Below are 12,929 nucleotides of genomic sequence, written 5' to 3'. Positions count from 1 at the left end.
AGATCAATGACAAATTGCGAAAAATTACAGGATGTCATCAATTGGTCAAAAAGCTTTCTTCATAGTTTCTTCATATTTAGCTCTAATGTTCTATTTCATGTTGTTAAGTCTTGTTTTTTAATGATTCGTCATAGAAGATCAAGCATAAAGTGATACCAGTTTCTAGATCTAGCCTCAGACCCAAGAGTACCGCAGACCCATGCTGTCTAAATTTTTTATTCATCGTCCAATTTTTGCTGGTGTGCTGGCGATTATCGTGATGGCATTTGGTTTATTTGCCACCTTTCAGTTGCCTGTAGAGCGCTACCCCGATATTGCACCTCCGCGAATTACGGTGAGTGCAACATATACAGGCGCGTCGGCAGAGACGGTGGAGGAGAGCGTTACTCAGGTTTTAGAACAGCAAATTAAAGGGATTGATCATTTACTGTATTTTAGTTCGAGCAGTGACTCGAATGGCCGTAGTCGAATCAGCATTAGTTTTGAAAATGGAACTGACCCAGATACCGCTCAGGTTCAAGTTCAAAATGCCATCAATGGGGTGATTAACCGCTTACCAGAAGATGTGCAGCGTCAAGGGGTCAATGTTTATAAGTCGCTTGGCGATACGCATATGGTGATTGGTCTATATGACCAAACAGGCAAAAGTAGCAATATTGCACTGTCTGATTATATGATGACGCATTTGGAGCAAGATTTAGCCCGTATTGATGGGGTTGGTGAGGTTGATGTCTTTGGCGCACAGTATGCCATGCGCTTATGGCTGAATCCGCACAAATTGCGTCAATATGGACTGATGCCGAGTGATATTCGTGCGGCGGTTGAAGCGCAAAACACGCAAGTGGCCGCAGGGGCAATTGGCGAGTTACCCAGCCTGTCAGACCAATATTTAAATGCGAAAGTCACCTCTGGTACACGTCTAAAAACCGTTGAAGAATTCGAAAACATCATTGTCAAATCGACCCGCGATGGCAGTTTTATTTATTTAAAAGACGTCGCACGGGTGGAACTAGGCGCGGAAAATTACCAGTCGTTTAATACCATTAATGGTTTTCCTTCAGCGGGGATGGGCATTTCACTGTCTTCAGGGGCTAATGCCTTAGCGACGTCTGCATTGATTAAGCAAGAGGTTGCCCGTTTATCTTCTATACTGCCTGAAGGCTATCAAATTGTTTATCCACGTGATAACACGCCTTTTGTGCAAGAGTCGATTAAGGAAGTGGTCAAAACACTGTTTGAAGCAGTGCTTTTGGTGATTGTGGTCATGTTTGTATTTTTGCAAAATTGGCGTGCAACGTTGATTCCGACTATCACAGTACCTGTTGTAATTTTAGGTACGCTCGCCATTCTGTATGTGCTCGGGATGAGTATCAACACCTTAACCCTATTTGCATTGGTCTTAGCCATCGGGCTTCTGGTGGATGATGCGATTGTGGTGGTGGAAAATGTTGAACGGCTGATGCATGAACAGCAGATGAGTGCTCAACAAGCCTCGATTGCATCGATGCAGGAAATCAGTGGGGCATTAATTGGGATTACTTTGGTGTTAACCGCAGTGTTTATTCCCATGGCCTTTTTCGGTGGCTCGACAGGAGTGATCTACCGTCAGTTTTCAATGACTTTAGTTGCTGCCATGGCGCTATCGCTGCTGGTCGCATTGATTCTGACGCCAGCGTTGTGCGCCTTAATTTTAAAACCCAATGATAAATCGGCACGATGGGCAACTTGGTTTAATCTGAAGCTAGATCAGCTAAAACAGCGTTATTTAAAGTTGAGTACTCAGACCATTCAGCACAGTAAAATCATGCTGGTGGTTTTTGTGGCGTTAATTGCCGTCTTTGCATTATTTTATCGTGCTTTGCCGACCAGTTTTATTCCCAGTGAAGATCAGGGTATTTTAAGTGTCCAGTTTAAACTGGCCGATGGTGCACCGCTGAGTCAAAGCCGTGTAGTTGGGGAAGAAATTCGCCAATATTTTTTAGACCAAGAACAGGCCAATATCAATTTGGTGATGATCCGCTATGGTCGTAATTTCTCAGGGACGGGACAAAATTTAGGTCAGGGTTTTATTGCATTGAAACATTGGGATGAACGTAAGGGGAAAGAAAATTCCGCACAAGCGATTCGAGAACGAGCGATTGCTCATTTTAGATCGCATCGAAATGCGCAAATTAATGTAAATATGCCGTCTTCAGTCAGTGGCTTAGGGCAAACCGATGGAATGGAGTTTTGGATACGTGATATCAATGGCGAAGGTCGTGCCTATTTAGAAGCACAGTTCAAAACTTTGCAGGACGCATCCAAGCAGTATTCTAGTTTTAGCAATTTAGATAAACGTTCTAATCCAGATAAAGCGGAACTCAAAGTGGATGTGAACCATAAGCAAGCTTTGGCTAATGGACTCAGCCAGACCGCCATTAATAGCACTTTATCTAGTGCTTGGGGAGGAAGTTATATCAATGACTTTATTGACCGTGGTCGGATTAAGCGGGTAATTATGCAAGGGGATGCCGAATTTCGTTCAAAACCTGATGATCTTCAAGCGTGGACCGTACGTAATGATCTGAACCAAATGATTCCTTTTACAAATTTTGCTCAAGTATCTTGGAGTGGAGGCCCTGAGGTGGTGAATCGCTTTATGGGCTATACCGCACTAGAAATGGAGGCGGATACAGCACAAAATGTCAGTTCGGGACAAGCCATGCAAGACGTACAAAACATGGTACGAGGGCATGATGGTATTGATCTAGCATGGAGCGGGTTATCGTTCGAGGAAAACAAGTCCAATAACCAAGCATTGCTGCTGTATTTGGTCTCCATAGGCTTTATCTTTTTATGCCTTGCTGCACTTTATGAAAGTTGGAGTATTCCAACTGCAGTCATGAGTACGATTCCACTTGGTATCGGTGGCAATATTCTATTCAGTTATCTGACGGGTTTTCCGAATGATATTTACTTTCAAATTGCCTTGCTGACCACAATTGGTTTGTCCTGTAAAAATGCGATTTTAATTGTGGAATTTGCTTCATTGGCGCAGCAAAAAGGCCAAACCGCAATTGAAGCAGCGTTGGAAGGAGCAAGCTTACGGTTACGCCCGATTTTAATGACGTCTTTGGCTTTTGGCGCGGGTGTTACACCTCTGGTCTTTGCCTTTGGTGCAGGGGCCGCAAGCCGTAAGGAAATTGGGGTGAGTGTACTCGGTGGCGTGATTTTTGGTACGGTGTTGGTATTGCTGTTTATTCCTTTAATGTATGTCTTGGTTCGCCGTGTGTTTCATGGACGAACACCTCAGGAGGAAGTCTAAGATCGAATCTGAAACATTCGTGTGCAGTATGAATAGGCAAAGCGAACCTTTAATCCAATCAGGCTGAAAGGCCTGACATTTAAAGGTCCTTTGCTATACTCGGACAGATAAAGAAAAACAATATTTGAGTGGTGTATGCCAAATCCGTCATTTTCACAGCAAGATTTCCAAGCGCAATTAAATCAGCCCGATAACCATGCTTTTATCCAAAGTTTGAAACAGTACAGCACTGCGGATTTAGCTGATATTTTAATGGCCCTGCCTATAAATGACCAAATTCGGCTATTGGAACAATTACCACAAGCCAGTTATGTCTTTGAGTTTTTAGCATTAACCGAGCAGCAGCAGCTAGCAGCGAAATTGCCTCAGGCTTTGTTGCTGAAGCTACTGGCTCATATGCATTCGGATGACCGTACCGATTTATTTCAAAGCTTGGCACAAGAGGTTCAAGGTCAGATTTTTCCGCAGCTAGATGCGCATGTTCAAGCTCAACTGAAGATCTTGATGGATTATCCAGCCGAGTCTGCGGGTGCAATTATGAGCACCGAGGTCATTACGGTACATGCCGAAATGACCATGCAAGAGGCGATTCAACATATACGACAGCATGCAGCGGAAAGTGAAACTTTATATCTCATCTATGTGACCGATGCCTCGCGTTATTTACACGGTGTGATTTCGTTGCGACAAATTATCCAGTCTCCGCCTGAGCAATTGATTGGACAGGTTATGACCAGCCATGTCATCACGGGTTTAGTCAGTGAGGATCAGGAAAGTATTGCACAGAAACTGGCTCATTATGATTTTATGGCTTTGCCCATTGTCGATGAGCAGCAGCGTCTATTGGGGATTGTGACTTATGACGATGCAATGGATGTGGTGCAACAAGAAACCACAGAAGATATTCTAAAAAGTAGTGCGGTTGCGGCCAGTCCGCAGATGAGTATTAAAACGGCTCCAATCCTCTTACTGTATCAGAAGCGGGTGTTTTGGTTGGTGTTTCTGGTTTTTGGCAGTTTACTCTCGGGGCTAGGAATTGCACACTTTGAAGACTTGATTGCGGCACATATCGTTTTGGTATTTTTCCTTCCTTTACTGGTGGGAAGTGGGGGAAATGCGGGGTCACAGTCCGCCACTTTAATGGTACGTGCACTGGCAACTGGCGACGTACATTTTAAAGACTGGTTTTATTTGCTAGGGCGTGAAAGTCTGGTTGCGCTGTGTCTAGGCGGAACTATGGCAACAGCTGTTTCCATTTTGGGCTATTTCCGTGGGGATATTCTGGTCGCTGTAGTATTGGCACTGAGTATGATGGGCATTGTGTTGATGGGTTGTTTGATTGGTATGAGTCTGCCGTTTATCTTAAACCGCATGAAACTCGACCCAGCCAGTGCATCCGCACCTTTGGTCACCTCAATTTGTGATGCGTCAGGCGTGGTGGTATATCTGCTGATTGCGTCGCAAATTCTGACCTTGTCTTAAGCTTGTAAGCAATTGTTTCAGCACAAAGTTAGCACAGAAAAAAGTCATAAAAACCAGCATAATTCAGCGGATTTATGATGTTAATGTGGTTGAAATGGTGGAGGTCAGTAACAACATGCCTGAATCCTTAGAACAAAAAAAAATGAGCCAGCAAGATGTCATTCGTTTAGAGCGTGATTTGGCCAAATATGCCAATATGATGGATTCTGTGGTGCGTATTCCATTCACCAAGCAGGGTGTCGGTGTCGATGCTGCGTTGAGTACTGTTCCGATTGCTGGTGATATCGCAGGTTTTGCCCTAACGTGTTATGCCATTTATAAAGCCAAGCAAATTGGCGTGCCGCAAGAAAAATTGAGCCCTGTATTGAAGCTGGCTATGATTGACGCTGTGGTCGGTTTTATCCCTGTGTTAGGGACATTGTTTGATATTTTTATACGTCCGAGTCGTAAAGCACTGGATGTGGTTCATGACCATATTCGGGAAGAATACCAAATCCATTCCGAGCATCATGTGACTCATCCTTTTCTCCATGAAAAATTGGAAAAGAAACAGCAACAGTCCGCATTTTGGCGAAACCCAGTAGTGGCATGGCTTTGGCTACACATCCCCGATTTGTTTGGCCTGATCTTTTTGGTGTGTTTTATGGGCTTATTGTGGTGGGGTGGCAGTGTGATGTGGCATTGGTTACAGGGACTAAACTTAGGATAGCCACTCATGAAATTTGAAGGTCAGATTACGGCAAATTTGCCAGCGATTGATTTGGCGTGCACTGCTTCATTTTATCAAAGCTTGGGCTTTAATCTGGTTTATCAGTCCGCAGAGTGGATGATTCTGCGTTTGGGCGAAATGACACTGGAATTTTTTCATCATCCGCATTTAGCCCCAAATAGTTCATGGCATAGTACCTGTATTCGCGTAGCGGAAATTCAACCTTATTATGAATACTGGTCTAAAGTGAATTGGTCGTTGTGGGAAAGCGCTCGTATGACCGATATTCAGGATTTTGATGAGATCCGCCAATTTTGCATCATTGACCCAAATGGCAGTCTATTGCGCTGTATCCAAGTGACGATTGAATGAAAATGTTCTGTTATGCCGAGTCACAAAAAAGCCTCCAAGTGGAGGCTTTTTAAAATCTTGTGAACAAATTGTTTATGGACAATCGAGCTGTTGTAAAGCAGCAACACGTTGTTCAATCGTCGGGTGAGTTTGGAACAAAGCGGCTAAACTGAAGCCTTGCTCTTGACCTGCCGCAATCGCAAATGCTTTCATTTCTTTAGGCATCGCATCTGGAAGTTGTGACTCCGCTTGTAAACGCAACAAGGCAGAAATCATTGCTTGTTTGCCTGCAAGACGCGCGCCTGCTTCATCTGCACGATATTCGCGGTAGCGGGAGAACCACATCACGATTGCAGAAGCTAAAATACCAAAGACAATATCAAGCACGATGGTAATGGCAAAATAAGCTAAACCTGGTGCTTCACCGTCTTCACGACCAAAGACATTACGATCAATAAAATCACCTGCAACACGTGCAAAGAACATCACAAAGGCATTCACGACACCTTGAACGAGCGCTAAAGTCACCATGTCACCATTGGCCACGTGACCAATTTCGTGAGCCAAGACTGCACGAAGCTCGTCTTTATTCATACGCTCAAGTAAGCCGGTAGAAACGGCAACTAATGCATCGTTCTTGTTCCAACCTGTAGCAAAAGCATTAGATTGGTAAGACGGGAAAATACCGACTTCTGGCATTTTAATACCAGAACGTTGCGCCAATTGAGCGACTTCTTGTAACAACCATGCTTCTGCTTGGTTACGCGGGGCATTTGGGTCAATTAACTCTGTACCAGTTGTTTTTTTCGCCATCCATTTTGACATGAATAGAGAAATCATTGAGCCAACCATACCAAAGACAAAACAGATAACCAGTAGGTTACCTAGATTTAAGCCACCCGCGCCATGGTAACTACCGACACCGAAGAGTGACAAGATAATGCCAGCTACAACCAGTACCGCGAGGTTGGTTAGCAAGAACAAACCAATCCGCATCATTGAGAAAATCCTCTTATAATAAAAAAATAATCTGATTTATAAATCGAAAATCATTGCTCTCAATATGAGGTGAAATTCTTCAAAATTCAAGAAAAAATAATAAAACTGCTATAAAAATTATTCTGAAATTTGAATGCGGGCAGAGGCGGTTGCATTGGCTGTGGCATAGGAACCCGGCGCATCAGTAAAACTGCCATCGGCTGCGAGGATAATTTGGCGTGAAGGTGCGCTACGATTCACACTGAGTTGTGTGCTTGAGGAAGAGTCTGCATTGTAATGTGCAGATTGCGCAATGACTTGAGCATTGGCTGGTGTGTTATTCGAGCCTGCAGAGATGTTGATCCCGCCCGCATATAGATTGCTATAACGGCTACTCACCCGGCGAACATAGTCTTGAGTTTCACGGAAGGGTGGAATACCGCCGTACTTTTGTACATTGCCTTCGCCAGCATTGTAGCCTGCAAGCGCAAGACTGGTGTTGCCGTTAAAGCGTTTCATCAGCCATGCCAAATACTTGGCACCTGCATTTATGTTCTGCTGTGGATCATACGCATTAGACACATTAAAGCGCCGTGCTGTCGCAGGCATGAGTTGCATAAGCCCCTGAGCCCCAACAGGTGAGCGTGCATTCACATTAAAGCCTGATTCGGTATGCATAACCGCTTTAATTAAGCCTTCAGAAACGCCGTGGGTTTGAGCCGCTTGGCGAATAATGTGGTCAAAAGCATTTTTGTTGCGACTATAACTGGGCAACACGGAAGATTCAGAAGCCCCCCAGTTACTATAACTGTGGATATTACTGTCTGGATAATAGGTTTTCTTTTCGACTTTTAAGTTGCTATAACGACTTTGTTTATTGGTTAACAAGGTCGTGCCGTTGGAATCTCTCAATTGGTAGATGGTTTGACCCGCGTGACAATCTAGTGCCATGAACGAAATCGTCATACACCCCAAAACGTAAAAACGACTCAAAAGCAGCTTATTTTTCATTATCTATTATTAATCGTAAAAAAATCGATTTCAGTGACTAGAAATGAGTTTAGCAAAAAAAGAACCGTCTGAAACTATTTTAAGTTCAAAAAATCCATGTCTTTGTAAAAATCAAGTCAAATTGTTGAGCAAGTAATCAAAAAAAATAATTAATTTATTTTTAATGAGGATTGCTTGACTGGGTTAAGTTGTTGAAATTTAATGGTAAATAAATTGATCAAAAAATGATCAATTTAAATAGAAGCCTTAAAGAGTGGGGGGAACACCCTGTCAAGTCGATTAGAATCCACAAAGTTATCCCCAGCTTTTGTGGAAAAATGTGGAAAAGTCCAAAACATAAGCAGTTCAGCTAAAATATGAACGCAATCGTTCAAAGTTAAACCGATTTCAATACATGAATATGACAGCAATGACAATTTATGAGAATTTACATTCTTTAGGTGCGAGATAGCTGTGAATCGGATAAAATTGCGCGGTATTTTTTTTAAGGTTTAACTCGTCTATGTTCTCGCCAGTTGAGTCCAATCAGGGATTTAATTTTAAACCAGAACTACCCACTAGCTCTGCGTATTATCGTCTGTTGAAAAAGTTACGCCGTCAGGTGGGTCATGCCATTCGCGATTTTAAAATGATCGAAGAAGGCGATAAAGTGATGGTCTGCATTTCCGGTGGTAAGGACAGTTATACCTTGCTCGATATTATGTTGCAGTTTAAACGCATTGCACCGATCAATTTTGATGTGGTGGCTGTGAATTTGGATCAGAAGCAACCAGGTTTCCCTGAGGACGTGTTACCACGTTATTTAGAAGAGAATAATATTCCCTACTATATTTTAGAAAAAGACACCTACAGCATCACCAAACGGTTAACGCCTGAAGGCAAAACTTACTGTGCAGTTTGTTCACGCTTACGCCGTGGCTCTTTATACGGCTTTGCGCAAGAAATTGGCGCGACCAAAGTGGCGTTGGGGCATCACCGTGATGATATCTTGGCGACTTTCTTCTTGAACTTATTCCATGGCGGCAGCTTAAAGGCGATGCCTCCTAAATTGTTATCCTCAGATAAAAAGAATATCTTGATTCGCCCACTGGCTTATGTGGAAGAAAAAGACATCATTAAATATGCTGAAATGCGTCAGTTCCCGATTATTCCGTGTAACTTGTGTGGTTCTCAGGAAAATCTGCAACGTGCCATGTTAAATGACATGTTGCGCGAGTGGGATAAAGCACATCCAAAGCGTCTACACAGTATTTTTGGTGCTTTACAAAACGTCTCGCCATCACAGTTGGCGGATCGTGAGTTATTCGACTTTGAAGCGTTAGATAGCGAACGTGAATTCGACTTTAAAGGTGAAAGTTGTTCAACGGAAGATGAACCTGAGAACAAACGCATTAACATGGTTAATCTTGGCTTTGCAGCAGACTAATTTTGTCAGTTAGGCCAATGCAAAACACCAATCAATGATTGGTGTTTTTTTATGTGGATGATTTTGATAAACTTTGTATAAGAAATATAAAATATGAACGGTACGTACAAAAAACTTTAGGCACATGTAGGATATACATGCTATAACAATCTCCGAGCATATTTAGCTTCACAATGATGCCGTCTGGATAGGCAGCACACAACGAACAAAGAATTGAGGAAACATCATGCCTGCTTTTTTAACTGATGATTGGTTTTCAACTGTAGAAACATTAACTGCTCAAGCGGGTAATCTGAACCTGCCGCCAGCACTTGCGAATCTTGCAATTAACTTAGTTGTTGCTGACAATGCGGGTAATACCGAATTATCTTTAGATGGTGGCGCAATTAAAAAAGGATTGTCTTCAAACGCGAAAACAACCTTGAACATGGATGCTGAAACACTACGTAAAGTGTTCCTTGAGTTTGATATGGCTGCAGCAATGCAAGCATTCATGACGGGTAAAATAAAAGTTCAAGGTGATATGTCACAGTTGATGGCATTGCAAACAGCGAAGCCAAGCCAAGAGCAAAAAGATTTATTTAAGAAAGTGCTTGAGCAAACGGTTTAAGTGTTCTGAAATAAAAAAAGCTTACCTTTATAGGTAAGCTTTTTTTATGCCACTAGAGATGATCTTTTAGATATTGACCAGCTGCGGCGTGGTTTTAATGTGCTCAAGATAAGCACGGATACGTGTCACATACTGTAGTGCTTGACGGTAACGGCCATTCTTTGCTTGGTTCTGTTGTAAGTAAGCATACAAATTGAGCCAGTTATTTGGGTCTTTACCTTGTGCCTGAATGCGTTTTTGAATCTGATTCACCGCACCCGGTCCCATATTGTACGCAACCAATGCGTACCAGTTACGGTCAGGGAAGGGAATATCCTCATAGCGACTTAGCATTTGGTCGTAGTACTTAGCACCACCTTGAATGCTTTGCGCAGGATCGGTACGGTTACTCACACCCATGGCTTTGGCTGTGCTATTGGTCAACATCATCAAACCACGAACACCCGTGGGAGAAACGGAGTTTGGTTTAAGATAAGACTCTTGATAACCAATCGCTGCTAATAAGTGCCAATCTAAATCGTACTTTTGCGCTGTGCTTTTAAAACTGGCCTTATAGATCGGCATACGCTGACGCAAATCACGTTGAATCGTATTCCAGTTTTCAGGCTTCACGACATTACGGTTGTAAAAAGAGGCCAATTGACCAATTGAACCAGATTGTTTACCACGGCAGACAAATCCACTCGCCGTTTGCGTCAATGGATCATTCGCATGTTTAAATACCCAGTTCAGCTCAGTATTGAGGCCATTTTTACGTAAAACGTTTAAATCACCACAAGTAGCAGAAAAGGTTGCGAGACTTTTTTGCTCAATCGTTTGAACACTTGCCGTCGTCATTGCAAAATTTGCTTTGCCCTGTGCTACCCATTTCAGTGCTGTAGCGTTATCGGGGACGGTTTTGAAGTCTAGCTTTACATTTAAGCTGTCTGCATAGTTACGTGCAAGGTCATAACCAAAACCATGCAAATGCTGACCATCTTTAAAAACGGTCGTTGGGTTTTCCACTGAAACGACAGTCAATTTATTATGATTGACGACGTTATCATATTGGTAGGTCTTACTTGCATTAATACTATGAAATGGAATTAACAAAGTACTTAAAGCAAGGGCTTTCAACGGGAGAGAGAAAGTTAATGAATTAAGGCAAAGCCTCGATCCAGAAGTTGAACTACTGTGCATGTTGTCTCCGCTACAAGTAATTTATGCCCTAGAACGCAAAGGCAAAAACATGCCTTAAAACGAGTTCAAGTTGTCTAAATTCAATAAGAGGTTGGGCATTCATGACGTCATTCAAAATGACATGGGATTAAGAAGATTATGTAGAAAAACTACATAGATTAAAAAATAGGCAACTAATTTAAGATGTGCGCATAATATATAGCAATTTTAAAAGTGTCAAATTTTGTGCAATATTTTTTAGAAAAATGTAACATAACGGTTTAATTTAATTCAGGAATTTATTTTATAAACTTCTGTTGTGGAGAAATAAGGGATAAAATAATCCTTTGTTGTAAATCAATAAGCAGATTTAGATGGCATTCATCATGAAATCAAACTTAATTACACGTGCAGGTCACGACAAATTGGTGGCGGAATTAAAGCAGCTTTGGCATGAAGAACGCCCTGAAATTACCAAGAAAGTAAACTGGGCGGCGAGCCTTGGTGATCGTAGTGAAAACGCGGATTATCAGTACAACAAACAGATCTTACGTAAGATTGATCGACGGGTTCGCTACTTGGGAAAACGCCTCGAAGAACTTCGTATTATCGACTTTTCTGAAGAGCAGGCTGGCAAGATTTATTTTGGCGCTTGGGTCGAAATTGAAAATGACGCAGGGGAACACAAAACGTTACGCATCGTCGGGGTGGATGAAATTTACGATCATCACCCGCAGCACATCTCGATTGACTCACCGATGGCACGTGCTTTACTGTCCAAACAAGTCGATGATGAAATTGAAGTGTTGACGCCAACTGGAAAAAAACACTGGTATGTCAATTCAATTCGTTATGACAGACCTGAAAGTTCAGAGAACTAAAAGATTTTGTTTTAATTTTAGCCACTTGGTGTGATTTTTGAAGAAAAGTATTTGCCAAGTAGATTGAATGTTTATATGATATCGCCCATGGAAGCGTGGCAGAGCGGTTTAATGCACCGGTCTTGAAAACCGACGAGGGTGTGAGTCCTCCGTGAGTTCGAATCTCACCGCTTCCGCCAAATTCAAAAAACCCTGACTGAGTCGGGGTTTTTTTATGCCTTTTTAAAATTAATTTCTAAAAGATGCCAGAGTTATTGATCAATTTTCCATCCTATAGAGGCTGTAAATTTAATATCTTATTGAGATTGAACATTTTTTAGCTGAATAGTGGCTTTTTGCAGGCCGTGAGATGAAAAATATTTGCCAAAAAATATTTTTATTTATATGATAGCGCCCATGGAAGCGTGGCAGAGCGGTTTAATGCACCGGTCTTGAAAACCGACGAGGGTGTGAGTCCTCCGTGAGTTCGAATCTCACCGCTTCCGCCAAATTATTTTTAAATACAAACTAAAATTAATCAGTAATCAATAACCCAAGTTTAAGTTGGGCCATTACGGCAAGTAGTGTGGGGCACACCACATAGATCGGCAGTGATCAAATTCTAAAAAAAGCAGTTAGACTTTCTCTTACTGCTTTTTTTTATTTAAGGTATTTAACCTTCTTTTATAACTATTGAGCTGTCCAACTTGATCCCTTTTTAGATTCGCTATTCGTTTTCAGACAAGCAGTTATAGAGACTACACTGTTGTGCTATGTAGTAGTCGTTTTGGTAGATCAGTTTTTCGAAAGTTTCTCAATTTCATCTGAACGGTTCTTAGCATCCTTCGTTTGGTTTATCTAGCAACTTCTTACCTATAAGTTGGAACTACATATGATTTGTAAAAGTATAGAGCGATAGTTCCGTTTCGCTTTTTTTCTACCGCCATTGCGATGGGTCGATTGAAGGGTATTCTCCCGTATTTCCTTCATTAAATAAGCAAAGGTGTCTTGTATATTTTTACAGATTCTATAAATTGGGT

At 42.0% G+C, this 12,929-nt stretch carries 10 protein-coding genes and 2 tRNA genes; 9 read left to right on the top strand and 3 right to left on the bottom strand.

Annotated features, from left to right (window positions below):
* Window positions 1-199: 199 nt before the first annotated feature.
* The 4 genes from ACF8FD_RS04340 to ACF8FD_RS04325 all read left to right on the top strand — a co-directional run bounded on the left by ACF8FD_RS04340 (window position 200) and on the right by ACF8FD_RS04325 (window position 5,867).
* Window positions 200-3,304, top strand: a complete 3,105-nt coding sequence (locus tag ACF8FD_RS04340) for a multidrug efflux RND transporter permease subunit (RefSeq protein ID WP_279678630.1) — start codon at window positions 200-202, stop codon at window positions 3,302-3,304.
* Between the two features lie 135 nt (window positions 3,305-3,439).
* Window positions 3,440-4,786 carry a magnesium transporter gene (mgtE, locus tag ACF8FD_RS04335; protein WP_234304642.1) on the top strand — a complete coding sequence of 449 codons (1,347 nt, stop codon included), beginning with the start codon at window positions 3,440-3,442 and terminating at the stop codon, window positions 4,784-4,786.
* A 115-nt stretch (window positions 4,787-4,901) separates the two neighbouring features.
* Window positions 4,902-5,495 (top strand): DUF4112 domain-containing protein, encoded by a 594-nt coding sequence (locus ACF8FD_RS04330; RefSeq protein ID WP_234304643.1) that lies wholly within the window; start codon window positions 4,902-4,904, stop codon window positions 5,493-5,495.
* 6 nt (window positions 5,496-5,501) lie between these two features.
* Window positions 5,502-5,867: a bleomycin resistance protein gene (locus tag ACF8FD_RS04325; RefSeq protein ID WP_234304644.1), complete on the top strand. Its 366-nt coding sequence runs from the start codon at window positions 5,502-5,504 to the stop codon at window positions 5,865-5,867.
* 72 nt (window positions 5,868-5,939) lie between these two features.
* Here ACF8FD_RS04325 and htpX read toward each other — a convergent pair whose 3' ends face one another.
* Complete coding sequence (gene htpX / locus ACF8FD_RS04320; protein ID WP_004695643.1) at window positions 5,940-6,845, bottom strand: protease HtpX; 906 nt, start codon at window positions 6,843-6,845, stop codon at window positions 5,940-5,942.
* A gap of 117 nt (window positions 6,846-6,962) precedes the next feature.
* Window positions 6,963-7,835, bottom strand: coding sequence for a lytic transglycosylase domain-containing protein (locus ACF8FD_RS04315; RefSeq protein ID WP_234304645.1), 873 nt, complete (start codon window positions 7,833-7,835; stop codon window positions 6,963-6,965).
* Between the two features lie 502 nt (window positions 7,836-8,337).
* Here ACF8FD_RS04315 and ttcA point away from each other — a divergent pair.
* Window positions 8,338-9,261 carry a tRNA 2-thiocytidine(32) synthetase TtcA gene (gene ttcA, locus ACF8FD_RS04310; RefSeq protein ID WP_004695645.1) on the top strand — a complete coding sequence of 308 codons (924 nt, stop codon included), beginning with the start codon at window positions 8,338-8,340 and terminating at the stop codon, window positions 9,259-9,261.
* A 226-nt stretch (window positions 9,262-9,487) separates the two neighbouring features.
* Window positions 9,488-9,871, top strand: coding sequence for an SCP2 sterol-binding domain-containing protein (locus ACF8FD_RS04305; protein WP_178928629.1), 384 nt, complete (start codon window positions 9,488-9,490; stop codon window positions 9,869-9,871).
* 66 nt (window positions 9,872-9,937) lie between these two features.
* Here ACF8FD_RS04305 and ACF8FD_RS04300 read toward each other — a convergent pair whose 3' ends face one another.
* Complete coding sequence (locus ACF8FD_RS04300; RefSeq protein WP_159127311.1) at window positions 9,938-11,050, bottom strand: transglycosylase SLT domain-containing protein; 1,113 nt, start codon at window positions 11,048-11,050, stop codon at window positions 9,938-9,940.
* Window positions 11,051-11,415: 365 nt separating this feature from the next.
* On the opposite strand from ACF8FD_RS04300, the gene greB reads away from it, so the two are divergent.
* From greB to ACF8FD_RS04285, 3 genes are all read left to right on the top strand, one after another.
* Window positions 11,416-11,910 carry a transcription elongation factor GreB gene (greB, locus tag ACF8FD_RS04295; RefSeq protein ID WP_168158123.1) on the top strand — a complete coding sequence of 165 codons (495 nt, stop codon included), beginning with the start codon at window positions 11,416-11,418 and terminating at the stop codon, window positions 11,908-11,910.
* An 89-nt stretch (window positions 11,911-11,999) separates the two neighbouring features.
* Window positions 12,000-12,089, top strand: a tRNA-Ser gene (locus ACF8FD_RS04290).
* Window positions 12,090-12,308: 219 nt separating this feature from the next.
* Window positions 12,309-12,398 (top strand) — tRNA-Ser (locus ACF8FD_RS04285).
* The last annotated feature ends 531 nt before the right edge of the window (window positions 12,399-12,929 follow it).

Source organism: Acinetobacter sp. TYF_19, assembly GCF_043105125.1.
Classification (GTDB): Bacteria; Pseudomonadota; Gammaproteobacteria; order Pseudomonadales; family Moraxellaceae; genus Acinetobacter; species Acinetobacter johnsonii.
Note: the sequence above shows the minus strand (reverse complement) of the source record. Positions and strands in the feature narration are given on the sequence as shown.